The sequence below is a fragment of the Alcanivorax sp. MD8A genome, from assembly GCF_002888555.1.
GTDB lineage: Bacteria > Pseudomonadota > Gammaproteobacteria > Pseudomonadales > Alcanivoracaceae > Alcanivorax.
This window is the reverse complement of the sequence record NZ_AQOQ01000001.1, coordinates 127640-152584: the sequence shown is the minus strand read 5'-3', so window position 1 is coordinate 152584 and position 24945 is coordinate 127640. Positions and strand designations below refer to the sequence as shown.

Genomic DNA, 24945 nt, shown 5'->3' with positions numbered 1-24945 from the left:
GCGGACCTGAGCCAGCATACGCTAATGATGCATGGGTGTGTTTAGGCTTATTTAAAAGGGTTTACGACAGTTGATTTTCATCTTCAATACCAGAGCCTACACCAGCGCAGTGGATTGTAGCGGACCAAGATGGACGGTGACAGGAAACAAAGAAAGTGCCCTGTACCGCCAGAGAGACACTGAAAGCAAGGTGTGGAATCCAGAAATACCTAGGTTGAGCGAGCACGCACCTTGTAAGACATTCCCGCAATTGATGCGTGTCCTCGATTATTCTCAGTAAATTAAGAGGCACAGACGTAATAGCGGTAGCTAAATTTTTAAAAAACTCTTTAATAATTGAATCTGCAATTTTTTCATAGTTAGACGGCGGTGGGCGTTGGTTTTTTTCAATAGGCGCACCCGTTCTGCCATTCCTTCCAGACATATCGGTAGTCCCACTTCTATTGATAGGCTCACCGCTTTGACCAGCCAAATCAAAGCTATTAACCGGATCATTCAACACATACCCATACAAATTACGCAACTTAGAGGACACAACTTAGAGGACACGCATAAATTCAATCACCCAACAATACATTACCATCCTCCAAGACTCTGCCCCCAAACCCATTTTCGCCCCGTCGCTTCCGCAAACTCCTTCAGTTTATCAAGCGCCCCAACTGCAACAGGCTGGTGTCGCTTTCTTGGCCGCATATGGGACAGCCATGCAACCTCATCAATACCCAGCCGATCCAGCACTCCCGCTGCTTGGTCGGATATCGCTCCTCGCTTGTCATCCCGTACCGCCCGACCCGTGCTATCCACTAATTCCAGATAATCCATCAATCTGAATCGGCATACAGTTTCTTCTTCATCTGCATCAATCGTGTGGGCATTAACCAGCGGCATAAGAGAGGGTTTCTTGCTGTCTTTGGCTGTTTGACTGATAGCCTGCGAGCGCTGCTGAATGGAGGTGTAGTCCGACTCTTCCGGGTTGGCCGCCATCTCTGCCCGGACGGGATTTAAGTCCACATAGGCCATGCACTGAAGTACCGCTTTTTCATCCAGCAGGGCCTGACACTTGTAACGGCTTTCCCAAAACCGGCCTTTGCAGCAATCTTCTTCGTTGGCTCGGCGGGCGAGGTATTCATTCAGGCACTTCATGAACCAGCCCAGGTCATAGAGGCGCTCTCGCCATTGAGCAACAATTTCACGTGCTTTCAGCGATTCTGCTTCATTCAACTGCCCTGCCAACCACCGTTTCACGATCAGTGGTCCGCTGAACAGCTGCATCCAGCGCGCTGCCACCTCTTCCTCTGTCCACGACAGCGCCTTCTTTTGGTTGATGTGAAGCACAAGGTGGTAGTGATTCGACATCACCGCATAAGCACACAGATCAATGGCAAAGACCTTTGCCAATACGGCAAGCCGATCCACCACCCACTGACGACGGTGTTCATAATCCTGCCCAGAGTAGTGGTCCTTGCCACACAGAAAAGCACGACGTACACAGCGGCAGATGCAGTGATAGTACGAAGTAGAATCCAAGGATACCTGGGTATAGCGTGCTCGGGTCATGGGTTGCCTCCTTGCGTTACCATGACCACAGGATACTGATCATATGAACAGTTCAATATCAGAGACTAGCCGCAAAGAGTGTAGGATATTCGCCAATTTATGGGTGTCCCTGATTAGAAGAGGAATGGGCCATGATTCCCTTGGGTAATCCCTATATCATGCCTGTTTTCATTTATTGAGCGGATTCCCCCGGAGGTAAAGTGAGCGCGGATCTGAGCCAACATACGCCAATGATGCAGCAATACCTGGCGATCAAGGCCGAGCACCCGGACCAGCTGGTGTTCTACCGCATGGGGGATTTTTACGAACTGTTCTTTGGCGATGCCCAGAAGGCCTCCCGGCTGCTGGACATTACCCTCACCCAACGCGGCCAGAGTGCGGGCAAGCCGATTCCCATGGCCGGCATCCCCTACCATGCCGCCGAAGGCTACCTGGCACGGCTGGTGAAGCTGGGTGAATCCGTGGCCATTGCCGAGCAGATTGGCGACCCGGCGCTGGCGAAAGGACCGGTGGAGCGCAAGGTGGTGCGCATCGTTACCCCAGGTACCGTGAGTGACGAGGCGCTGCTGGAAGAGCGACGCGACAACCTGCTATGTGCCGTCTATGAGACCAAGGGCCAGCATGGCTGCGCCAGCCTGGATGTGGCCGCCGGGCGTTTTGTGGTCACGCAGGTGGAAGGCAGCGAACAATTGCAGGCACTGCTGGAGCGTTGGTCTCCCGCGGAGCTGCTCTACAGCGAAGACAAATCCCTGCCCGGCCGCTGGGGCGACAAAGCCGGCAGCCGCAAGCGCCCGGACTGGGAATTTGATGAAGAATCCGCCCGCCGCCAGTTGTGCCAGCAGTTTCAGGTACAGGATCTGGCCGGCTTTGGTGAACCCACTCCAGTGGCCGTAGCCGCCGCCGGCGCCCTGCTCGGTTACGCCAGAGAAACCCAGCGCGGCGAGCTGCCCCATGTCACCGGCCTGACGGTAGAGAGCTTCGACGACACCGTGGCCATGGATGCGGCCACCCGCCGCAACCTGGAACTGACCGAAACCCTGGATGGCCAGGAGCAGCATACCCTCGCCTGGGTGCTGGACAGCACCAAGACCGCCATGGGCGCCCGTCAGCTGAAGCGCTGGGTACACCAACCCATGCGCAACCGCACCACCCTCAAACAGCGCCAGGACCAGATTGAAGCCCTGCGCCAGGGCTGGTGTTTCGAGTCGACCCGCGATGTGCTGAATGACATCGGCGACATGGAGCGGATTCTCGGCCGGGTGGCGCTGCGCTCCGCCCGCCCGCGGGATCTGACGCGTCTGCATGCCAGCCTCAAGTCCCTGCCGGCCCTGATTGGCACCTTGCCTGCCAGCGATGCCTTTTATGAGCTGATCGAACGCATTGGCCAGTTCCCGGAGCAAGTGGAACTGCTCGGCAACGCGGTGATCGAGAACCCGCCCATGCTGATTCGCGATGGCGGCGTGATCGCCCCCGGCTACAGCCCGGAGCTGGATGAGCTACGCTCCATCAGCGAAAACGCCGGCCAGGTGCTGGTGGATATCGAGACCCGCGAGCGCGAACGCACCGGCTTCTCTACCCTGCGGGTGAAGTACAACAAGGTCCACGGCTATTACATCGAACTGTCGCGTCGGGAAGCAGACGATGCCCCGGTGGATTACCAGCGTCGCCAAACCCTCAAGAATGCCGAACGGTTCATCACCCCCGAGCTGAAGGAGTTCGAGGACAAGGCGCTGTCCGCCTCCAGCAAGGCGCTGAGCCTGGAGAAGCGTCTATACGAAGCGCTACTGGAAAAAGTGGCCGCCGAGCTGCACCCGCTGCAACGCTGCGCCGCGGCGGTGGCCGAGCTGGATGTCTTGGCGGCACTGGCCGAGCGTGCCGAGGCGCTGAACTGGGTGCGCCCGCAGCTGGTGGATGAAGAGGCCATCATCGAGATCGTGGATGGCCGTCACCCGGTCGTCGAACAGGTGCTGGACGACGCCTTTGTGCCCAACAGCCTGCATCTGGATGATGCCCGCCGCATGGTGATCATCACCGGCCCGAACATGGGCGGTAAATCGACCTACATGCGTCAGACCGCGCTGATTGCCCTGCTGGCTCATCTGGGCAGCTGCGTGCCTGCGGCCAGCGCCCGCATCGGCAATCTGGATCGGATCTTTACCCGTATCGGCTCCTCGGATGACCTGGCCGGTGGCCGCTCTACGTTCATGGTGGAAATGTCAGAAACCGCCAACATCCTCAACAACGCCACCGCCAAGAGCCTGGTGCTGATGGACGAGATTGGCCGCGGCACCAGCACCTTCGATGGCCTGAGCCTGGCCTGGGCCGCCGCCGAACATCTGGCCCGCAACCTGAAGGCCTTCACCCTGTTCGCCACCCATTATTTCGAGTTGACTCAGCTACCGGAGCAACTGCCCGGCATCTACAACGCCCACCTTACCGCCAGCGAGCACGACAACCGTATCGTGTTCCTGCACCGGGTACAGGAAGGCCCGGCGAGCCGCAGTTACGGCCTGCAGGTGGCCCAACTGGCGGGGGTGCCTGCCGGAGTCATTCAGCAAGCCGGCGAGAAGCTGCGAGAGCTGGAAGCCGGGCAAACCCTGACGGTGAACGATGCACCGCCCACGGTGATTGCCTCCGCCAGCACCCCGAGCACCGCACCGGCCCAGGCCAGTCTTTTTGCCGAGCCCAGCGCCGCCGAGCAGGCCCTGGCAGAACTGGACCCGGATGAGCTGACGCCCAAGCAGGCGCTGGAAGCGCTGTATAAGCTGAGAGGACTCCTTTAAGGGTTGCAGGAGCGCCGCATGAGGCGCGCCTGCGGAGTCAAGCCGCCGCGGACTGTCTTCTCCGGCCATCGCAGGGTATTACCTTATATCAAGTCTTCGTTTGCCTGCCTCAGGCCATGCCGCTAGACTACCGCCACCCCAAGCGAGACCGCGTTTAATCCTGCTATAATCGGAGGGTTGACGCTGTATGAAGATCACGACACCTGGCGAGGACAGGCTATGACGTTCGTAGTAGGTGAAAACTGCATTAACTGCAAACACACCGATTGTGTGGAAGTGTGCCCGGTAGACTGTTTCTACGAAGGCCCTAACTTCCTGGTAATCCACCCGGACGAGTGCATCGACTGTGCACTGTGTGAGCCGGAGTGCCCGGTGAATGCCATTTTCTCCGAAGATGAGCTGCCGGATGATCAGCAGGACTTCCTGGAGATCAATGCGGATCTGGCCGAGAAATGGCCGAACATTACCGAAATGAAAGACGCGCCGGACGACGCTGAAGAGTGGGATGGCGTTGAAGGCAAACGCGACAAGCTGGTTCGCGAGTGGGAAGGCTAAGGCCTTCCTGCTGCTCCTGAAGCCTAAACGGTTTTCAGCAGACAAAATAAAAGGGCGGCATCCTGCCGCCCTTTTTGCGTCGAGTCGTCCTGACCCTTTTTTGCGCTCACCGTGACTTCCGTGTCTTGCGATCCTTGCTTGTCCCTGTGCTCTTGTCCTTGAACACGACTCCACTATAGCAACGGTTTTTTCCCGATTGGGTAAAAAAAATATTAAAACTCAGTGCAAAAAACACGCACCAAAACAAAACCGTTAACTATCAATGCTTTACATTAAAACACATGCGTTTTGTGCGCCTTTATTCGGCAAAAAATACCAATATTTCCTACACGCTTGTAAGAGATCTCTTACAAAACAGGCAATGCCAGCCAAGGCACTCCAGCGGAAAATACACTGACGCCGTAAAAGCCGGCCAAGTTTTTACATTTTCTCACCCGTTTTTACAGCACCTGATGGCACTTATGGTTAGCATGATTTCCATGAGGTTCAGGGTAACCCCCGGCTTCAACCGCTATCCCCCCAAGGCGCTAGCAATAGCGCTCACAACCCCCCTCTTCCACCCCATTTTGGAAGAGGGTTTTTTTTGCCCGCAATAAACACACAGCCAAGAAATTACAGGGCATTAAGCGCGTCACAGGCTTGTTTGAATGTGCCATCAAGGCGCTCAAGAACAGTAACCGCCCGGGAGAGGTTCCCCTCATTGGCCAGGGCTTCCAGCTCCATACACAGGGTACAGACCTGAACGGCGCCCAAATTACCGCTGCTGCCTTTAAAGGAATGGGCTTCCCGGCGAAAGCGCTCGGTATCTCCGGCATCCAGCGCAGCCGTCAGGGCGGCCAGGCGCTGCCTGCCATCACGTTCGAAGGACTCCACCAGCACAGAAAAGTCGTTACCCATGACATCCTGTAGCTCGGCGACTACGTCCGAGTCGATCATTGCTGAGTCTTGCATGCTGGCTCCGTCATCCATTACGGGGAAATCATACCGTCTACGAAATATAGCGTATGTGTACCAGATCCGGTATTCAGTTCGTCGGCTACTGTCTTCCGCCAGCCTGGCTCAAGAAGGTGGCCGGTAACAGCCTCAACTCACAGGCCCGTGATACATCATCTGGCAGATCCACATCCCACAGCGGGGGTAGAACACACTGTTTTACCTCGGAAAAGGCCTCTCGGCTCTGTTGCAACGCGTACTGGCTGCCCCATTGGACGCCCTTGAATGGCTGCGGGTTCCACAACCCGGCAGAGGATGAGCCCAGCAGCACGTATCCCCCGTCTTCGCTGGCGCCGAATACGACTTTGTTAGTATCCAGTGCCGTCAATGCTTGCTCGAAATAGCCCTGGTCCAGCACCGGGCAATCGCTCCCCACCAGCAGCACCTTGTGCGACACCTGCAACGACTGATGAAGTGCGTGAGACATTCTCTCGCCAAGGTTGTCACCACATTGAATCGACAGGCCCCAACCCCGATCCGCGGCAAGCCGGCCAAGTGCCGGGTCAGGCTGGTCAGCCCACAGCGTTACCTGTCCTGGGAAGGTCGCTGCTGCGTCACAGGTCCGCTGCAGCAAATGGCGGTAAATGGCCAGAGCACCATCCGCACCGTAGGCTGGGATCAATCGTGTCTTGACCTTTCCCGCCTGCAGCCCCCGGGCGAAAATCAGCAATTGATCAGCGCAGGCCATCGGGCCCCCCGCGCTCGCGCATACCCTGCTCCACTTGCTGACTTGCGCCGTAGTAGGCCCGGTGAAGACTCGCCGGGTCTTCACCCCGCCAGTAGCGGTATCGCAGGCGCCACATCAACCCGATAGTTCGCCACACGCCGTTGCTCTGCCAGCGACGGGCACTGGTGCGCATCACCGGGCGCAGACACACGGGCCGCGAATGACGGCGAAGACATGCCGACAATGCCACATCCTCCATCAAGGGCTGGGGCGGGAATCCCCCTACCGCCTCAAACAGAGAACGGCGAACAAACAGGGCCTGGTCACCGGTGGCGATCCCCGTGATGCGGGAGCGAAGCGAAATCAGTTGGCCGATGGTGGCGAACAACAGCCCCGGCGCATCCAGACACACATCAAAGCGCCCCCAGCCTGCGTCGCCAGACAGTGCCGACAGCGCCTGCCGGTGCGACGGCAACACCAGGTTATCCGCATGGATGAACCACAACCATTCGCCACGGGCTTCGGCCGCCCCGGCATTCATCTGCCCGGCACGCTGTGCAGGGTGGGTCAGCAACCGATCGGCCAGCGGCGCTGCAAGCGCGGCGCTGGAGTCCGAGCTTCCGCCATCCACCACGATCAATTCGTCCCCCTCGCGCAGCGCCGCCCGAATCCCCGTGAGAGTCTCCTGTATGCGCCCCGCTTCATTCAGCAGAGGCACGATCACGCTGACGGAGGTCACTCCAACGCGCCCCCGCAGCTACTACCGGCACCCGCCGTGCAACCAAAGCAATGGTCCGCCACATAAATCGCCTCGCCCCTCACATCATCATCGAGCAATGTCGAGAGATGACGGTGCGAAGACTCATGCCCCATGGGCATATGCAGCATCTGATTAAAGTCACAATCGTACAGGTAGCCCTGATAATCCACGCTCACCGTATTGCGACACATGACTGCAGGCAGGGTGTCGCGGTTGAAGCTGTCTCGGAGCAATTGCATGTAGTCGTTGAACTGCTCATGGGCCAGTAACACAGCGCCGAATCGGCTGATCGGCATATTGGTAATGGTCAGCAGACTGTTGAAACGCAGCCCGAAACGGGCCGCTAACTCGCGTTTGTAGTCCGCCTCCAGCGCGACCTGGGGCGGCGGAAGACTGGGACCGGTGGGGTTATAAACCAGATCCAGCGTCAACGATGCGCCATAACCCACGGCGTTCAGACGACGTATCGCTTCCATGCTGCCCTGATACACGCCCTTGCCACGCTGCTTGTTCACATTGTCTTCAAGGTAACAGGGCAGCGATGCCACAACATGAACCTGCTGCTCCGCCAGAAATTCAGGAAGATCCTGATAGCCGTCCTCGAGCAGGATAGTGAGGTTACAACGGTCGATGACCTCGACCCCCATGGCCCGCGCCTCACGCACCAGATAACGAAAATGCGGGTTCATTTCCGGGGCCCCGCCTGTCAGGTCCAGCACCTGGATACCCCTTTGACGAATAACCTCAAGCACCGTTTCGATGGTGGCAAGCTCCATGAGCTCTGTACGATTGGGGCCAGCATTCACGTGGCAGTGCACACAACTGAGGTTACACAAGTAGCCAAGGTTGACCTGCAGGATGCGAGTCGTATCGCGCCGCAGGGCGGGGAAATCGGTGGTGCTGCGCACCAGTAGATCATGGGTATCCTGCATAAGACTTCACGGCTGAATGGGTTCGGATTGCAATGTATTGATGGCAATCAGGTTACCAATTGGATGCGTCCTTGTCGCAAAGGTTACGTGAAGGAAGAAAACCCATTGCTGACGCCCGTCATCCAGGGCTAACCGGTATCACCAATCTCGATCGAACCATCTCCCCAGCACGAACAATGAGGGAGCGAGCGGGAAAGACTGAAAAGCAGGGTTATGGGGGTATCTCGGCTTTCCGGGAATAGGCTGAGCGCACGCCTGTGCGCAGGAGCGTCGGTTATTCGCTCCTACGGCAAGCAGGGAGCAGTCAATCGGGCTTTTCCACAACTGCTCGATGAGCCTATTTTTTCAGGCTCTGGCCAAAATCCAGCATGCGGTTCAGCGGCACCATGGCTTTTTCAGCCAGCACCGGGTCCACAAAGATCTCCTGGCCCATACCATTATCGTCTTCCAGCACCGCTACCATGTTTTGCAAGCCATTCATGGCCATCCATGGGCAGTGGGCACAGCTTCGGCAAGTGGCACCGGAACCCGCGGTAGGAGCTTCCAGGAAGGTTTTCTCGGGGGCCAGCTGCTGCATCTTGTAGAAGATGCCTTTGTCGGTGGCCACGATGAAGGCATCGTTATCCATCTCGCAGGCCGCCTTGATCAGCTGCGAGGTGGAACCTACCACATCGGCAATCTCTACCACCGACGCCGGTGATTCGGGATGCACCAGCACCGCCGCATCCGGGTAGGCTTTTTTCAGGTCCAGAACCCCCTGGGCCTTGAACTCTTCATGGACGATGCAGGCTCCGTCCCAGCACAACACGTCGGCACCCGCCTTGTCGCGCACATAACTGCCCAGATGCTTGTCTGGCGCCCACAGGATTTTCTCGCCGTTACGGTCCAGATGCTCGATCAGCTCGACGGCGATGGAAGAGGTTACCACCCAGTCTGCCCGGGCTTTCACCGCCGCAGAGGTGTTGGCATACACCACCACGGTACGGTCCGGGTGCTGGTCGCAGAAGTCAGAGAATTCCTGTTCCGGACAGCCGATATCCAGCGAGCAGGTGGCTTCCAGGGTCGGCATGAAGACGCGTTTTTCGGGGCTGAGGATCTTGGCGGTTTCGCCCATGAACTTCACGCCGGCCACAATCAACGTGGACGCCGGGTGATCCTTGCCGAAACGGGCCATTTCCAGGGAATCGGAGACGCAACCCCCGGTTTCTTCCGCCAGCGACTGGATTTCCGGATCGGTGTAATAGTGCGCCACCAGCACAGCGTCACGCTCACGCAACAATGTCTTGATACGTTCACGATACGCCAAACGCTGCTCTTCACTGAGCGTGTCGTCCTGCACCACCTTTGCCAGGTGCGCTTGTACCAGTGCCTGTGCCTCTGCAGTCATCGGCCTCACCGCCCGGGGTTTTCCCCTGATATCAATAACTTAGCGAAAATGACCCAAATTTGAGGCGGGCATCATACCACATTGTGGCCAGCGCGGTGCTGACGGAATCAGCCGCCGGCCGCTGAATGCCCCTGTACTCATAAAAATGCGCCCGACGGGGGCGCATTTCAATGGTTGATCACGACACGGCTCGACAAAGAAGCCTGGTCAGCTACCTCGCCATTCCGGCCCTGCCGCCACCAGATGCACCGTACTGATCGCTCGCTCAATAAAGGCGCCCTCGCAATAGCAGAGGTAGTAATTCCACATGCGGAGAAAATGCTCATCGAAGCCGAGGGCACGAATGTCTGGCAGCGCAGCAATATACCGTTCACGCCAGTGATGCAGAGTACGGGCATAGTCCATGCCGATATCGGCAAGCTCGGTGGTCACCAGAGACGTATGCCGCGTCAGGTGTTCCTGCATCACTGAAACGCTGGGCAGGAAACCACCCGGGAAGATATAGCGCTTGATAAAATCCACCTGGCGACGGGCATGATCGTAACGCTGGTCTGGCACCGTAATCGCCTGCAACAGCAACTTGCCGTCCGGCTTCAGGCGCTCGCCCAGCATGCGGAAATACCCTGGTAGAAACTCTGCCCCCACCGCTTCGATCATTTCCACCGACACCACCCTGTCGTACTGCCCCTCCAGCTCACGGTAGTCTTTTTCCAGAATGGTGATGCGGTCCGTCAAACCGGCACGGGCCACCTGCTCACGGGCATAACGGGCCTGCTCGCGGGAAATCGTTGTCGTCGTGACATGCACACCATGATGGCGTGCCGCGTGCAGCGCCAACCCTCCCCAACCGGTACCCACTTCCAGCAATGACATGCCGGGCTGGAGTTCAAGACGCTGACAGATCTGCTCCATCTTGTACTCTGAGGCGTCCTCTAACGAAGTGTCTGCAGAAGGAAAGATGGCGCTGGAATACATCATGGTGCGATCAAGAAAGAGGGCAAAAAAATCATTCCCGAGATCGTAGTGAGCCGCGATATTTCGCCGTGATCCCTGAAGGGAATTACGGTTATGGCGGTGCAGCAGCGCCAACGCCGGTTTCGACAACCGCGCGAGACCGCTTTCCAGCGATTTCATGGCATTAATGTTGGCGGCAAAAAAACGCACGACACGCACCAGATCCGGGCTGTCCCAACACTTCTCCATGTAGGCTTCCGCCGCTCCCAGCGCCCCTCCGCTCATCATCATGGAATAGGTTCGCCAGTCCTTCAGCACAATCACGCCACCTTCTGGCCCCGTTCCGGGCTGCCCGACATGAACCGTATTCCCATCGGGTTCCTCAATGCGAAGCTGTCCGCCGGGAAGGCGGTTCAATCGCTGCAGAACCATTTTGCGTGCGAATGCGCAAAAGCCGGTAGCGGCCCCTCGGGATCGCGATGACGGTTGTTGGATATTCTCACTGGTCTGCATGTCGCTTGCTGCTCCCTTCGTCTTCACCGCCGCCCGGCATGAACGCCGAACAACAATCCTCGCCTGTCGTGATTACCGCTTGCGGCTGGATGCCTTTTGTTTGTCCGGGTGCGAATGAAAAACCGCGCCCTTGCGCCAGAGACGCCAAGCCTGCCAATAAATGCCTCGCAAGGTTGCCAATCCACGGGCGCCAAACTGCCAGATCACACGATTCATGGTTGCCGGCGTCGGCTCCTGCAAGGAGAGCTGCAACCCTGCCGTAAAGACCGGCTGTTCGTTGTCTCTGTCTTCCAACACTATCCGCAGCTCGGGTAAGGCCACGTGAAGACGCCAGTGATAACGCAATGCCATGGGCAAAAAAGGTGACACATGAAATTCTTTTGAGTGGTCAGCCTGCAGGCTTCCATCACGCTGGGAGCACAGGGGAACTGCATAAAAATGACGCTGTTTCCACGGGGTATTCTGGACTTCAGCAAGCAGGCTATCGGGCAGATCCTCTCCATCCGCAAAATGCAGGTACAACACCAGCGGGTTAAATAACGACCCCAGCGTGCGCCACTGCCCCAGCATGATGACGCGACCGTGATGCCAATCCAGCCCTTGCAGCTTGGCTTTTTCTCTTACCTTTTCATCAAGTGGACGGTCGCTGCCATCCACAAAGTCCTGGTGGCGAAACACCACGGGCCGCCAACGGTCACCCCACAGCCAATGCCGGGAAAGCAACGGTGAAATATCCGAAATATCACACCACACCAACCACACAGGGTAAGAGAAATGGTGATCAAACGGTTGGTGGCGTCGATGCCAGACGTTGCCACGGGCAATGGCATGGCGTATCACAGCGGCCCACCTTCGCCGGTGATGCCCTTCACCACATTGAGCGCGGAAACCACACCGTCTTCATGGAACCCATTTCTGCACCAAGCCCCGGCATACCAGGTCCGATGACGACCATTGCCTTCGAGCAGAGTCTCTCTGGCCTGCTCGGTTTCCGGTGTGAACAGTGGGTGAGCAAAGTGCCGAGTGGCCAGTACCCGGTCCGGGTCGATACGATCGGTGGCATTCAGGGTGACGCAAAAAGTGTCGGGCGCTTCGATACCCTGGAGGATATTCATATTGTAGGTGACCTGTACTTGCTGCTGAGGGGCATCATCAAGCAACGCATTCCAGCTCGACCAGACCCGCTGACGTTTTGGCAACAGCCGGGTATCCGTGTGCAAGACCACCTCATTATTCTGGTAGCCCAACAACGGTAACGTGGTTTTCTCACGTGTATCCGGGTTTGCCAGCAGCGGCAGAATCTGGTCACTGTGGCAGGCGAATATCACTTGATCGAAAATTCTTTCCTCATCACCGGCCAGTACCCTCACCTGTTGCTCTGAACGTTCGACGCGTGTCACCGGCGTTGCAACATGGAAGGTCGCCGGGCACTGCCTGGCAAGACGAGCCACGTACTCTCGCGAACCACCGGGAACCACATACCACTGTGGCCGGTTACGGAGTGACAGCAATCCATGGTGATCAAAAAAGCGAATAAAAAACCGGGCAGGAAAGGCCTCCATTTGTGCCAGTGAACAGGACCAGATTGCCCCGCCCATGGCCAGCACATAATCCCGACGAAAACGTTCGCTGTAGCCGTTACGGTCGAGATAGGTTCCCAACGGCATGTCGGCATCAGGGTCATCGAGCAACGCAGGGGCTTCACGATTAAAACGCAGAATCTCGGAGACAAAACGCCAGTGGGCAGGACTGAACCAATGTCGTTTTTGGGCGAACACCCCACCCAGGCCGTCACCACAGTATTCCAGACCATTACGCTGATCACTTACGGCAAACCCCATGGGAGTGGGCTGACCCTGCAATCCAAATTCCTGTAGCAGCCTTTCGAAATTCGGGTAGGTACGATCGTTGAAAACGATAAAACCCATATCGATAGCGTACTGGCCATGGGGGCGCGACACCGGCATGGTGCAAGTGTGACCACCCAGCTGATCAGCGGCCTCAAACAATTCCACATCGTGGTTTCTGGACAGGTACCAGGCAGCCGTGAGCCCACTGATACCGCCACCGACAATCGCAATCCGTTGTTTCATTCGTGCGCACTCCCCAGCTCGTCGTACATTTTTTTTGCGCTCTTGAATGATTCGGTAACCGCTTCGCGCACGCCCTGGTGAGGGACGATGGGCGGCGGGTATTCCCCTGCCAGCAAAGGCTGCTTCCACGGCTCGTGAATCGTCTTGTTGTCGAGATGCCTCAGCTCTGGCACCCAGCGGGCAATGAACTCACCTTCCGGGTCAAAGCGCTGGCTCTGACGGATCGGGTTAAACACGCGGAAATACGGAACCGCGTCGGTACCGGAAGACGCGCTCCACTGCCAGCCACCATTGTTGGCGGCAAAATCCCCATCCATCAGATGCTCCATGAAAAAGGCTTCTCCCCGGCGCCAGTCGAGCCACAGGTGTTTGCTCAAGAACATGGCCGTGACCATGCGTAATCGATTGTGCATCCAGCCTGTCGCTACCAGTTGGCGCATGGCTGCATCCACCAGCGGGTAGCCGGTTCTGCCTTCACACCAGGCCAGAAAATGATCCTCGTCACGACGCCATTGCAGCCATTCGGTTTCCGGCCGGAACGCCCCTCCCCGGCTTAGACGGGGAAACTGGGCCATGATCTGGCGGTAGAAATCCCGCCAGGCCAGCTCACCGATCCAGCAAGCCGCCCCTTCACGCATACCCGCATCGGCCATGGCCTCACGCGCCGCTTGATAGCAACTGGCCACAGAGAGGGTGCCTGCCGACAAGGCCGCCGAGAGTCCACTGGTACCTGTCAGCGCCGGGAAATCCCGCTGTTTTTGATAGCCTGCCAGTTGCCGCGTCACGAAACGGTCAAGCTGCTGACGAGCCGCTTTCTCACCGGGCTCCCACTGGCCAGTCAGCGATTCGGATACAGGCACTCGAGTCAACGCTTGCTCTACCACCGCACGGTCATGAAAGACGCCATCACGATGGGTATCGGCGATCTCAGTAAGGGCGGGGGGCTGAAAATGGCTGTCCAGCCAGGCATCCCAGCGCCGTTTGTACGCCCCAAACACGGTGTAGGGCGTCCCCTTGCCTGTGCGCAGAACCCGCGGTGGTACCAGCACACTGTCGTCCACGCCGTGAATGGCCACATCCAGCTCGGCCATGGCTGCGGCAACCGCCTCGTCCCGACGTCGCTCATTCAACGGATATTCCCGGGTACAGAAAATCTGCCGGACACCCAGCTCTCTTACGCGCTGCGTCAATAACGACGGGATGGCCGTGAAGGTACCGGCATCCACGATCTCCAACTCGATCCCCATCCTTGCCAGTTGTTCGCCAAGCTCGAGCAGGCTGTGCAGGACATACCAACGCCGCAAGGGAGCCACTTGATGGGTGTCCCACTGTTTTTCACAAAGAAAGTACAACGCGGTCACCGGCCCATCCTCTGACAGGGCCTGCTGTAAGGCGCGATGGGCATTAACACGCAGGTCATTGCGGAACCAGACAAGATTCATGGACGACTCCTGCTTTTCTGCGGGGCAGGCAGTGGCGGCAACTGACTTGCCACTTCCTTGCGTGTCCCCGTTATCACCCAATCGGATGGCATCAGGGTACTGGCAAGCGGCCCCCACGCCCTGACAGGGAAGGCTGGCTGCGCCTGTGGCAGCCATTTCTCCCGCTGTGCTGCTGTCGGCATGGCATCCACCCACCACAGCACCCCGCATCCCTTTCGCGCCATCGCCTGCTGAGCCAGCGCCTGAGCCGCCACAGGCCCCGACAGGCACCAGACCGGCGACGACATCACCATGGCCAGCTCCAGTACGCCAAGCGGATCCCCGAACGGCACCAACAACCAGCCTGACTCTCGCCGGCCGGGCACCAGCGACAATGCGCGTGCAGACCACTTCTGCATGAGTACGCTGTCCAGCAAAGCCCTCTGCATGGCCAGTGAAGCCGACGCCGCCAGCTGCTGCCGTAACGGATCACTTAACTGTGAAATCACTGCCTCGTGACCGTAATCACGCAAAAGGCGATTCAGGCACTGCTCGATCCGCTGCGCGTTGAGATCCTGCAAGGCGGCGAGCATTTCCCGATGGGCAGCCTGCCACACCTCGCCCTGCCCCCCGTTTTCTTGTGTAGGACTTTCGTCTCCGGCTGATTCCGTGTTCGGCCTGGCGGAGTCAGCCTGGCGATCAAGAAGATCCCGGACCTGACGAATGGGCACCCCCTTGTTCAGCCATTCCACAATGGCCTGGACCCTCTCGACCTGGGCAGGGGTGTATCGGCGATGCCCCTTGGCCGTTCGCTCAGGTTGTATCAGCCCGTATCGGCGCTCCCAGGCCCGCAGGGTCACCGCATTCACGCCACATCGCTCGCTGACGCCCTGAATGGTCAGGAGCGGCAGGGTCTGCCGTTCAGGCATTGTCATACCCGATTCCTCAGCCCCAATGCATCCGGGTACGGTGTCAGATATCGCTGTGCCTGAACGTAGGGGAGATGCACCTTGCGCAGCGCGCCGCGCAACAATGTCATCGGCACAACCAAAGGCACCTCTTCGCGTAGATACGCCTGAATCTGATCGTTGATCAGGGTGCGATCTTCCTGGCTGAGATCCTCACGCAGAAAACCGGCCAGATGCTGCAAGGTGTTGACGTGAGCGCCACGGGAAACCTGCTTTTTCATGGCGCCCATGAACGCGTGAATATACTGTTCGGCAATGTCCTCCAGAGCGTCATTCTTGAGATTCCCCAACAAGGGGCCAAGACGGCGGTAGGTTTTCTGACAATGCGCGAGTAGCTGGAATTTGTGGCGACTGTGAAACGCGATCAACCCTTTCGCCGTTAGTCCGCTCTCAACACTCTGGCACCAGTCATCGTAGAGAAAAACCCGTTCGATAAAGTTTTCACGCAAGGCGTCATCATTCAAACGACCCGCCTCCTCTAACGGCATCAAGGGGTACTCTCGCTTGAGGGCGGCCGCAAACAAACCCTCCCCATCGCGGTGCAGAACATTACCATCGGATGTGTAGTGCCGGATCCGTTCCATTCCGCAACTGGGCGACTTGGCCGTCAGAATAAAGCCTCTCAGCGATGACAGTTCCGGCACCGTGCGCTGGATGAAATCGTTCATTAAGGGCGTCACATCACGCTGGCCATCGGTGGTTTCCATGCGCACCAGACCGTCCTCTTCGGTCAGATGCATGGCCTTTCTGGGCGCACTCATGCCCGCGCCCATCTCAGGACAGAGCGACCGGAAGGTAAAATACCGGGACAGAACATCAGTGCAGTACCGCGAGCGTTTGTGGCCCTTGTCATGGCGGACTTCCATGCCCAGCAGGCAGGCACTTATACCAACAGGGATTTTGGCGTTGTGTGTCATGGCTAAACCTGTACATTCGACCAATTTTGTACAAGTTTAGCCCGGACATCAGTCAAGGGTTCGTGAAGAAACGTCATCACCCGGCCAAACAGCGGTAACACGGGTGCAATCACTGCCATGCAGGCTTATACTTTTATTTATTACTGACCATACGGACAGCTTTATGCGTATTCTGGTTTGTGGTGGACGGGATTTTCGTGACACCGCACTGGTGCATCGCAGCCTGCAGCGACTGCAGCGCCACAATCTTCTCAGCCTGCTGATTCACGGTGACGCCAGCGGCGCGGACCGACTCGCCAGCCAATGGGCTTACCAGGTGGGCGTTGACCAGGTGAGCTATCCGGCCAACTGGACCGCCCATGGCCGTGCTGCCGGCCCCATGCGAAACCGCCGCATGCTGCAACATGGGCGCCCTCAAGCCGTTCTGGCCTTTGCTGGGGGCCGAGGCACGGCCGATATGATCCATATTGCTGAGCAGGCGGCCTTGCCGGTATGGCAGCCCTGCGAAGAAGAGGACATTCCCTGGCTGGAGCCAAATGCGATGATGGCACGCTGACAGACACGGGAAGCGAGCGACGGGCATTTCTGCTTTAGGCGCAGCGGGCACTGACCCGGAACGAAAAAAGGCTGCCTGAAAGGCAGCCTTTTTGAAGATGGTGGGTCGTGCTGGATTCGAACCAGCGACCAATTGGTTAAAAGCCAACTGCTCTACCAACTGAGCTAACGACCCGCTCCCGAAGGAGGCGCAAATAATACGGATTTATTTCTGGCTGACAAGGGGGTAAGCGAATTTTTTTCCGCTTTACTGATAGTTTGTTGGATCTTTAACCAGTGCCTCATCGAAACCCTGCTTGCGCAAGCGGCAGCTGTCGCATTTGCCACAGGCATTGCCGTTTTCGTCAGCCTGGTAACAGGATACCGTGAGCCCGTAATCCAGCCCCAATGCCGTGCCCGCCTGAATGATTTGCGCCTTGCTCAAGTGCATCAGCGGCGTTTCGATGGTCACCGGGCGCCCCTCTACCCCGGCCTTGGTCGCCAGACCTGCCATTGCCTGAAACGCCTCGATAAAGGCTGGCCGACAATCCGGGTAGCCGGAGTAATCGACGGCATTCACGCCGATATAAATGGCCTCGGCATCCACCACCTCTGCCAACCCCAGCGCCAGTGACAGGAATACCGTATTGCGGGCCGGCACGTAGGTGACGGGAATGCCGTCGCCCCCCTCTTCAGGCACCTCAATGGAGTGGTCGGTCAACGCAGAACCACCGATATTGCCCATCCCCAGCTCAATGACCCGGTGGCTGACAGCCCCGAGGGCCGCCGAGACACGCTTGGCGGCATCCAGCTCAGAGCGGGTCCGCTGGCCGTAATCAAAGGCAATGGTATAGCACTGGTAGCCCTGATCCCTTGCCATGGCCAGGCAAGTGGCAGAATCCAGACCGCCGGATAACAACACCACGGCTTTTTTCATTACGGTCTCCTCATCCCGGGTTCAACGGCCCCGGGCGTCATTCCAAAGCAATTTATGAAGCTGTAGCTGAAAGCGTACCGGCAACCGGTCGGCAACGATCCAGTCAGCCAGCTCCCCTGGGGCCAGGGTGCCCTGTACGGGAGAAAACAATACGTCGCTGACGCGCTTGTGCAACTGATGCTGGTCCAGCATAAACCTTGCCCAGTCGTAGTCTCGGCGGTCAGCGAGTACAAACTTCACCTGATGATTGGGGCGCAAATGGGGAATATTCTCCAGGCGGTTATTATGCTGCTCGCCCGACCCTGGCGCCTTGAGATCCATGACCACGGACACCCTCTCATCCACCCCGGCAATATCCATGGCGCCACCGGTCTCCAGGCTCACTTCATAACCCTGATCGCACAGGGCGGTGAGCAAAGGCAGACAGTTGGGCTGCGCCAACGGTTCCCCGCCAGTCACCGTGACACAGCCAGCGCCGTGGCGGGCAACCTCTGCAAGGATCGCTTCCAGCGTCCATTTCTCACCGCCGGAGAACGCATATTCGGTATCACACCAGACACAGCGCTGCGGGCAGCCGGTCAGGCGCACGAATACCGTTGGCCGACCGACGGTACGGGCCTCGCCCTGAAGGGAATGAAAGATTTCGGTAAGACGGAGCTCCACAGCCTCTCCTGACCAACGCGACCCGCCACGGGAATGTGGCGGGCCTGAGCGGAAATGCCGCGGATTCTATCACCTTTACCGGGGAATGTGCCCGGCTAGCGCTTGATCAGCTGCCTAACTGGTCCAGCAGGGACTTGGCCTTGCCGGCTTCGGAGGCATCCGGGTACTGCTTGATCAGCTTGTGCAGGTTGATCTTGGCTTCAGACACCTTGCCATCACGGGCCTGCATGGTAGCCAATGCATAAAGACTGGTGGGTGCCTTGCTGTGATCAGGGTAATCGTCGACGACTGCCTGGAACTGCGCCATGGCCTTGTCGTTCTGAGGGGTTTTCTGATTGCTGTAGACCTGTCCCAGCCAGAAGTGCGCGTGGGCACGAAACTGACCATTGGGAAAATCCTTCAGGTAGCCTTCGAAGGCCTTGGCTGCAGCATCAAAATCGCGGCGCACCAGGTTATCCTTGGCGGCCTTGTAGGCGGCACGGTCCGCTTCGGGATCATTGTCTCCGCCAGCGGCCTGCTCATCTGGCTGCTCAGTCTTGCCTTGCTCAGCCAGCGTATTGATTCGGGTATCCAGATCCAGATAACGCTCACGTTCAGCGTCTTTCATGATTTGCAGCTCATGGCGCAGCTCTTCAATCTGCCCATTCAACTGCTGGATCTGTTCTTCAAACTGTTGTTGTTGCTGCATCAACATCATCAAGCCGTCCTGGCTGATGGAGGATGATGCACCTGCCGACGGACTGGCAGAGGCAACAGGGGCCTGTTGTCGGGACAGGCTACGATCTTCTACCGCCAGCGGCCCGGTACCCTGTGCATGCGCACAGAGTACCAGGGAGCTGAACAAGGCGCCTGCAAGCAGGCGCATTGAGTTCACTACCTTCATCGCTTACGGAGTACCAGCGGTGTAGTTGATTTCTACACGACGGTTCTTGGCCCAATCCATTTCGGAGTGGCCAGAAGCAGCCGGCTTCTCTTCACCGTAGGAAACCACTTCGATCTGGGAGGAAGAAACGCCCTGAACGCGCAGGAACTTCTCTACCGCCTGGGAACGACGCTCAGACAGGGCAACGTTGTACTCGCGGGTACCGCGCTCGTCAGCGTGACCTTCCAGACGCACCTTGGCGTTGGAGTTGTTCTTCAGGTAGGTAGCGTGAGCACGCAGGGTTTCGAAAGCCGCAGCCGGAACGGTGTTGCTGTCGAACGCGAAGTAGATCACGCGGGTGTCAGTGGTGCCATCGTAGTTGGACGGATGGTTGTAGAAGTTGTCAGCGGTCAGCGGAATGCTGCTGGTATCCGGCTTGACAGGCTCGGCCGGCTCAACCGGGGTTACCGGAGAGGTATCGGTCGGCTCAGGTGCAGTAGTAGCGGAAGAATCATCTTCTGCCGGGGTGCTGGAACACGCTGCCAGAACAGCTGCCAACATCAGGGCAAACAGCGGATTGAGAAATGAACGCATGCGAAAAGCTCCTATTAATTTCCTAGTTTGGACTCCGAGAACCAGAAGAGCGTCAGGTGACTCCTTGAACACCTGGCGACCCTCTATCAGAGGAACGGCGACCATGCCGGCTCTCTGACTTCCCCTTCCTTCGAGGGCAGTTCAACCTTGACCCTGCCATCGATGGATACGGCTTGCAGAACCCCGGTTCCCCCGTCTTGCGTCCCGTAAATTACCATACTTCCATTGGGTGCAACACTGGGAGACTCATCCATGTCGGTGCGGGTAACAATGTTGAATGTTCCCCGCTGGAGGTCCTGCACACCGACATTGAAACTTCCATTTCGTCGGTGCACATAAACAAGATAACGCCCATCCGGGGTCACGTCAGAGCGCGCATTATAGGCACCCTGGAACGAAACCCGCCGGACCGACTTATCATTTATGTTCAGTTTGTAGATCTGTGGGCCACCGGAACGGCTGGAGGTGAACACCAGACTCTTGCCGTCAGGCAGCCAGCGTGGCTCGGTATCAATGCCGTAATGTTGGGTCAGTCGCGTCAGCGCCTTGGTATTGAGATCGAGCATGTAAATTTCCGGGTTCCCGTCACGGGACAACGTCAGCGCCAGCTTCTGGCCATCCGGTGACCAGTCCGGTGCCCCATTGATGCCCTTGAAGCTCGATACCCTTTCACGCTGGGTAGTGGCGAGTTCGTGCACATAAATGGAGGGCAGCCCCTTGTTCTCGAAAGACACATACGCCACCTTGCGGCCGTCCGGCGACCAGGTGGGGCTCATAATCGGCTCTTTGCTGCGCAGGATCGTCGTGACCCGGTGACCGTCGGCATCCGCATACTGAAGCTGATAGGGGTTCTTGCCGTCATTACGGTTATAGGTGACGTAAAGAATCTTGGTAGAGAACGCACCGGGAATACCGGTGAGCTGCTCATAGATACGGTCACTAATGGCGTGGGCCACATCACGCAGTTGCGAGGCCGGAGGGCGGTACGATTCTTCCAGCAGCTTTACCTGACGGGACACATCAAACAGGGCGTATTTGACTTCATAGCCGCCGCTTTCCAGCGCCTTCATACTGCCGGTCACCACATACTCCATGCCCAGCACACGAAAATCCCGGTAAATCATCTCGCTTTCATTACTGGGGCGACTGAGCATGTCTTCCGCGGGCAGCGGCTTGAATTGACCACTACGGTGCAGGTCAGCCTCGACAATCTGCGAAACATCTTCGGGCGCACCCTGTGCACCGGCAAAGGGCACCACCGCAATCGGCACGGCATCCACTCGGCCTTCAGTCACACGAATCAACAGCTCGGCAGAGGCAGAGCCTGCCCACAACATAGCCAGCATGACCATGACAGCCTGAATACTACGATGCTTCATCAACTTCATTGCGCCACCTTCGGATCAAATTCCATTACCAGCGATCGAAACTGCTTGTCGAACATGGGGCCATCCGGCACCGGCAAGGGGCTGGACAGTTTCACCGCGTTCATTACCGACTCGTCAAAGTCCGGATAACCGCTGCTCTCCACCACCGACACATTAATGACCTCACCACCGGGGATCATTTGTATGCGCACCCGCGTGGTAATGTCATCGCGGTTGCGATAGTTACCCGGAATCCGCCACCGTTGCCCGACATGGGCAGAGATCGCGTCGGTATAGCTGGCCACTTCAACGTCCGACTGGTCGGCATTGCTGGCCTGCTCCTGGTCCTCATCTGCGGCGGCTTCGACCTCTTTTTCCATTGCAAGTTCTTCGTCCGCCAACATTTCTTCAATGCTGGGCTCATCAATCTCAGGCGCCACCGGTTTCGGCTCCGGCCTTTTCTCCGGTTTTGGGGCAGGCGCCGGTTTGGGATCCGGTTTTGGAGCCGGTTTGGGTTTGGGTTTTGGCTCGGGTTTCGGCTCCGGCTTTGGCTTCGGCTCTTGCTTGGGTTTCGGCTTGGGCTTGGGTTCTGGCTTAGGTGCCGGTTTCTTTTCCGGCTTGGGCTTCGCCACCGGAGGCTTCTTCTGCTTGGAGGTCTCCACCATGGTCGCTTTCACATGGGGGGGAACCACCGGCGCCTTGTGCAGGGTCGGATCCGTGCTCCAGCTGAACACCAGCAGCCCAAACACCACAAGGTGAATGAACAGGGTAAAGGCAAGAGCAACCTTACGATCACTCATTGCGCCCCTGCGGCTCTGTCACCAGGCCAAGCTGTGTAATCCCCGCCTCCTGCAGGGCACCCATCAACGACACCACCCGGGCATAAGGCACATTGCTGTCACCTTCCACCAGAAACAGCGTAGATGGCTTGTGCTTGTGAATCCGCAGCACATGGCCCTTTACCGTTTCCAGGGTCGCTGATTTCTGGCTTTCACCGTCGCTACCCACATCAATGTAGTAGCTGCCGTCTGCTGTGACCGAAATAATCACAGGCTCACTCTTGGTGGTATCCAGCGGTTCGCTGTTGCTGTCTGGCAGGTCAACGTTGATACCCTGGGTCATCATTGGTGCCGTCGCCATAAAGATCACCAGCAACACCAACATGACATCGATGTAGGGCACCACATTCATTTCTGCCACCAGCTTGCGCGGCACCCGAACCTTTACGCCACTCATGGCTCAGGCCTCGCGTCCGTGAGCCTGACGGTGCAGTACCGAGGAGAATTCTTCCGCAAACATCTCGTTCTCGGTAAGCAAGGCATCGCTCTGGGCGGAAAAGCGGTTATAGGCCATGACAGCAGGAATCGCGGCAAACAGACCAATGGCGGTCGCAATCAAGGCTTCCGCAATGCCCGGCGCCACCACACTCAGCGTCGCCTGCTTCACATTGGCCAGGGCCATAAAGGAATTCATGATGCCCCACACGGTCCCGAACAGACCAACATAGGGGCTGGTTGACCCCACTGTCGCGAGGAAGGGCAAATGCTTGGTAAGACGGGTATGCTCGCGCTGCAAGGCCACACGCATGGCGCGCTGGCTGCCATCCATGACCGCACCCGCCCCTTTGGTGGATTTGGACAGACGCACAAACTCCTGAAACCCGGCGCGGAAAATGGCCTCGGTACCGGAGTCAGGATTGGGATCTTTGCGGCTCTGGGTATACAGGGACGCCAGATCGTCACTGGACCAGAACTTTTCTTCGAACGCGCGACCCGCCTTGTGAGCACGACCCAGCACCCGGTACCGTCCAACAATCATGTACCAGGAAGTCAGCGACGCCAGAATCAGGAGCGCCATCACCAGTTGCACCACAATGGTGGCGTGACTGATCAGACTGACCACGGACATACTGGATGCCTCAACCATTGATCCCTTCTCCTTCGCTGGCCGCGTTGAATTTGTTATACAGTGCCGCCGGAATACCGGTCGGCTTCATTGAATCCGCTGCCACACAGGCCACCTTGATATCGGCCTGGCAGAGCAATTCGTTATTGCGACTCACCCGCTGTTCAAACAACAGGGTCGCCTTGCCCAGCCTTTTCAGTCGGGCGCTGACCTCAAGGGCATCGTCGATTCGAGCCGGTTTGCGGTACTGCACGTTGGCCGAATGCACCACAAACTGGAAATTCTCGTCGGCGAGGGCATAGTGTTGATAGCCCAGCGTGCGCAAATATTCCGTCCGTGCCCGCTCCATGAACTTCAGATAATTCACGTAATAGACGATGCCGCCGGCGTCAGTGTCTTCGATGTAGACGCGCACTGGCAGGGTAAATTCCCCGTTTTTCTGTATTTTTTCAATCATTAAACAAATCCCCGTCGCGACGGGGGGCCGCCAGGCCGAAATGACGCCAGGCATGACTGGTAACGGCACGGCCACGGGAGGTTCGCTGGATAAACCCCTGCTGAATCAGATAGGGCTCCACCACTTCTTCCAGAGTTCCGGCATCTTCATTCAGGGCGGCAGCCAGTGATTCCAGGCCGACCGGACCACCATCAAATTTGTGCATGATCATGTCTAGCAGGCGACGATCGGTACCATCAAGCCCGCAGCTGTCGACTTCCAGCATATCCAGCGCCCGCTGGGCCATCACCTCGGTAATGCAGCCATCACCTTTGACCTGGGCATAGTCTCGCACCCGGCGCAGCAGACGGTTGGCAATCCGCGGCGTGCCACGGGAACGCCGGGCCACTTCCAGCGCCCCCGCCGCATCAATAGGAATCGCCAGAATCTCGCAGGCTCTTTGCACAATCCCTGCCAGATCTTCGACACCATAGAATTCCAGTCGCTGAACAATCCCGAAGCGATCGCGGAGCGGTGCCGTCAGCAACCCGGCACGGGTGGTCGCCCCAACCAGGGTAAAAGGAGGCAAATCCAGCTTGATGGAACGGGCAGCCGGGCCTTCACCAATCATGATATCCAGCTGGTAGTCTTCCATCGCCGGATAGAGGATCTCTTCGACTACCGGGGAAAGGCGATGAATTTCGTCGACGAACAGGACGTCGCCTTCCTCCAGATTGGTCAGAATGGCCGCCAGATCACCGGCTTTCTCAAGCACCGGACCGGAGGTGGATTTGAGCTCGCAGCCCATTTCCCGGGCAATAATATGGGCAAGAGTGGTCTTGCCCAGACCGGGCGGACCGAAGATAAGGGTGTGATCCAGCGCTTCCTGGCGGCCGCGAGCCGCATCGATGAAGATTTCCATCCGCTCACGGACCTTGGCCTGGCCATGGTAGTCCGCAAGGCTGGCCGGGCGAATCGCCCGATCCTGCTGGTCTTCCTGACTGCCGACACTGCCGGCAGTAATCAGTCGTTCGTTATCCATGCTCGCGGTGGATCCGCCTCAACCAGATGAGTTGTGTGGGCAAGGCCCTTAAACAGCTAGCGTAACGCAGCAGGCCACCCGGCGGCTATTGGTATCATCACAATT

The 24945-nt window shown here is 57.8% G+C and carries 26 protein-coding genes and 1 tRNA gene; 3 read left to right on the top strand and 24 right to left on the bottom strand.

Translation table 11 applies throughout. From position 1 onward, the window contains the following. Nucleotides 1-61 precede the first annotated feature (61 nt). Together A15D_RS17115 and A15D_RS00615 are read right to left on the bottom strand one after the other, a co-directional pair. On the bottom strand, nucleotides 62-499 hold the full coding sequence (locus tag A15D_RS17115) for a hypothetical protein (RefSeq protein ID WP_146026824.1): 438 nt from the start codon (nucleotides 497-499) through the stop codon (nucleotides 62-64). Between the two features lie 77 nt (nucleotides 500-576). Then, on the bottom strand, nucleotides 577-1557 hold the full coding sequence (locus A15D_RS00615) for a transposase (RefSeq protein WP_102790351.1): 981 nt from the start codon (nucleotides 1555-1557) through the stop codon (nucleotides 577-579). 230 nt (nucleotides 1558-1787) lie between these two features. Here A15D_RS00615 and mutS point away from each other — a divergent pair, with 230 nt between their 5' ends. Both mutS and fdxA read left to right on the top strand, forming a co-directional pair. Further along, nucleotides 1788-4340, top strand: a complete 2553-nt coding sequence (mutS, locus tag A15D_RS00610; RefSeq protein ID WP_102790350.1) for a DNA mismatch repair protein MutS — start codon at nucleotides 1788-1790, stop codon at nucleotides 4338-4340. 219 nt (nucleotides 4341-4559) lie between these two features. Then, nucleotides 4560-4895: a ferredoxin FdxA gene (gene fdxA, locus A15D_RS00605; protein ID WP_102790349.1), complete on the top strand. Its 336-nt coding sequence runs from the start codon at nucleotides 4560-4562 to the stop codon at nucleotides 4893-4895. Between the two features lie 612 nt (nucleotides 4896-5507). Here the strand turns inward: fdxA and A15D_RS00600 are convergent. The 11 genes from A15D_RS00600 to A15D_RS00550 all read right to left on the bottom strand — a co-directional run bounded on the left by A15D_RS00600 (nucleotide 5508) and on the right by A15D_RS00550 (nucleotide 16500). Then, nucleotides 5508-5846 (bottom strand): Hpt domain-containing protein, encoded by a 339-nt coding sequence (locus tag A15D_RS00600; RefSeq protein WP_199175714.1) that lies wholly within the window; start codon nucleotides 5844-5846, stop codon nucleotides 5508-5510. A gap of 85 nt (nucleotides 5847-5931) precedes the next feature. After that, entirely contained in the window at nucleotides 5932-6576 is a 645-nt protein-coding gene (locus A15D_RS00595; protein WP_102790348.1) for a TIGR04282 family arsenosugar biosynthesis glycosyltransferase, read from the bottom strand. Continuing rightward, on the bottom strand, nucleotides 6563-7294 hold the full coding sequence (locus A15D_RS00590; RefSeq protein WP_102790347.1) for a TIGR04283 family arsenosugar biosynthesis glycosyltransferase: 732 nt from the start codon (nucleotides 7292-7294) through the stop codon (nucleotides 6563-6565). Before A15D_RS00590 ends, A15D_RS00595 begins: the two co-directional genes overlap by 14 nt. Then, on the bottom strand, nucleotides 7291-8247 hold the full coding sequence (gene arsS, locus A15D_RS00585) for an arsenosugar biosynthesis radical SAM (seleno)protein ArsS (protein ID WP_102790346.1): 957 nt from the start codon (nucleotides 8245-8247) through the stop codon (nucleotides 7291-7293). Before arsS ends, A15D_RS00590 begins: the two co-directional genes overlap by 4 nt. A 337-nt stretch (nucleotides 8248-8584) precedes the next feature. Further along, nucleotides 8585-9634, bottom strand: a complete 1050-nt coding sequence (nadA, locus tag A15D_RS00580; protein ID WP_022983917.1) for a quinolinate synthase NadA — start codon at nucleotides 9632-9634, stop codon at nucleotides 8585-8587. 207 nt (nucleotides 9635-9841) lie between these two features. After that, complete coding sequence (locus tag A15D_RS00575; RefSeq protein ID WP_233191987.1) at nucleotides 9842-10912, bottom strand: cyclopropane-fatty-acyl-phospholipid synthase family protein; 1071 nt, start codon at nucleotides 10910-10912, stop codon at nucleotides 9842-9844. Nucleotides 10913-11173: 261 nt separating this feature from the next. After that, the gene (locus A15D_RS00570) at nucleotides 11174-11941 is read right to left on the bottom strand and encodes a DUF1365 domain-containing protein (RefSeq protein ID WP_102790345.1); all 768 of its coding nucleotides are present in this window, start codon (nucleotides 11939-11941) and stop codon (nucleotides 11174-11176) included. Further along, nucleotides 11938-13194, bottom strand: a complete 1257-nt coding sequence (locus A15D_RS00565; RefSeq protein ID WP_102790344.1) for an NAD(P)/FAD-dependent oxidoreductase — start codon at nucleotides 13192-13194, stop codon at nucleotides 11938-11940. The genes A15D_RS00570 and A15D_RS00565 overlap by 4 nt, the downstream gene beginning before the upstream one ends. Then, nucleotides 13191-14636, bottom strand: a complete 1446-nt coding sequence (locus tag A15D_RS00560) for a deoxyribodipyrimidine photo-lyase (protein WP_102790343.1) — start codon at nucleotides 14634-14636, stop codon at nucleotides 13191-13193. The genes A15D_RS00565 and A15D_RS00560 overlap by 4 nt, the downstream gene beginning before the upstream one ends. Then, nucleotides 14633-15550 carry a MerR family transcriptional regulator gene (locus A15D_RS17285; protein ID WP_199175712.1) on the bottom strand — a complete coding sequence of 306 codons (918 nt, stop codon included), beginning with the start codon at nucleotides 15548-15550 and terminating at the stop codon, nucleotides 14633-14635. The genes A15D_RS00560 and A15D_RS17285 overlap by 4 nt, the downstream gene beginning before the upstream one ends. After that, complete coding sequence (locus A15D_RS00550; protein WP_102790342.1) at nucleotides 15547-16500, bottom strand: DUF523 and DUF1722 domain-containing protein; 954 nt, start codon at nucleotides 16498-16500, stop codon at nucleotides 15547-15549. Before A15D_RS00550 ends, A15D_RS17285 begins: the two co-directional genes overlap by 4 nt. A gap of 163 nt (nucleotides 16501-16663) precedes the next feature. On the opposite strand from A15D_RS00550, the gene A15D_RS00545 reads away from it, so the two are divergent. Then, a complete protein-coding gene (locus A15D_RS00545; RefSeq protein WP_102790341.1) occupies nucleotides 16664-17056 on the top strand; it encodes a DUF2493 domain-containing protein in 393 nt (130 codons plus the stop codon). Nucleotides 17057-17154: 98 nt separating this feature from the next. Here the strand turns inward: A15D_RS00545 and A15D_RS00540 are convergent. The 11 genes from A15D_RS00540 to ruvB all read right to left on the bottom strand — a co-directional run bounded on the left by A15D_RS00540 (nucleotide 17155) and on the right by ruvB (nucleotide 24840). After that, nucleotides 17155-17230, bottom strand: a tRNA-Lys gene (locus A15D_RS00540). Between the two features lie 72 nt (nucleotides 17231-17302). Beyond that, nucleotides 17303-17971 (bottom strand): 7-cyano-7-deazaguanine synthase QueC, encoded by a 669-nt coding sequence (queC, locus tag A15D_RS00535; RefSeq protein ID WP_102790340.1) that lies wholly within the window; start codon nucleotides 17969-17971, stop codon nucleotides 17303-17305. A gap of 21 nt (nucleotides 17972-17992) precedes the next feature. Then, entirely contained in the window at nucleotides 17993-18634 is a 642-nt protein-coding gene (gene queE / locus A15D_RS00530; RefSeq protein ID WP_022983927.1) for a 7-carboxy-7-deazaguanine synthase QueE, read from the bottom strand. Nucleotides 18635-18740: 106 nt separating this feature from the next. After that, the gene (gene ybgF, locus A15D_RS00525; protein WP_233191986.1) at nucleotides 18741-19499 is read right to left on the bottom strand and encodes a tol-pal system protein YbgF; all 759 of its coding nucleotides are present in this window, start codon (nucleotides 19497-19499) and stop codon (nucleotides 18741-18743) included. Nucleotides 19500-19520: 21 nt separating this feature from the next. Next, on the bottom strand, nucleotides 19521-20090 hold the full coding sequence (pal, locus tag A15D_RS00520; RefSeq protein ID WP_102790338.1) for a peptidoglycan-associated lipoprotein Pal: 570 nt from the start codon (nucleotides 20088-20090) through the stop codon (nucleotides 19521-19523). 86 nt (nucleotides 20091-20176) lie between these two features. Then, a complete protein-coding gene (gene tolB / locus A15D_RS00515; RefSeq protein ID WP_102790422.1) occupies nucleotides 20177-21469 on the bottom strand; it encodes a Tol-Pal system beta propeller repeat protein TolB in 1293 nt (430 codons plus the stop codon). Nucleotides 21470-21474: 5 nt separating this feature from the next. Continuing rightward, nucleotides 21475-22257 (bottom strand): cell envelope integrity protein TolA, encoded by a 783-nt coding sequence (gene tolA / locus A15D_RS00510; protein ID WP_102790337.1) that lies wholly within the window; start codon nucleotides 22255-22257, stop codon nucleotides 21475-21477. Continuing rightward, entirely contained in the window at nucleotides 22250-22693 is a 444-nt protein-coding gene (gene tolR, locus A15D_RS00505) for a protein TolR (RefSeq protein ID WP_102790336.1), read from the bottom strand. Before tolR ends, tolA begins: the two co-directional genes overlap by 8 nt. A gap of 3 nt (nucleotides 22694-22696) precedes the next feature. Further along, complete coding sequence (gene tolQ, locus A15D_RS00500) at nucleotides 22697-23383, bottom strand: protein TolQ (RefSeq protein ID WP_102790335.1); 687 nt, start codon at nucleotides 23381-23383, stop codon at nucleotides 22697-22699. Next, nucleotides 23376-23819, bottom strand: a complete 444-nt coding sequence (ybgC, locus tag A15D_RS00495; protein WP_102790334.1) for a tol-pal system-associated acyl-CoA thioesterase — start codon at nucleotides 23817-23819, stop codon at nucleotides 23376-23378. The genes tolQ and ybgC overlap by 8 nt, the downstream gene beginning before the upstream one ends. After that, on the bottom strand, nucleotides 23812-24840 hold the full coding sequence (ruvB, locus tag A15D_RS00490) for a Holliday junction branch migration DNA helicase RuvB (protein ID WP_022983935.1): 1029 nt from the start codon (nucleotides 24838-24840) through the stop codon (nucleotides 23812-23814). Before ruvB ends, ybgC begins: the two co-directional genes overlap by 8 nt. Between the last annotated feature and the right edge of the window lie 105 nt (nucleotides 24841-24945).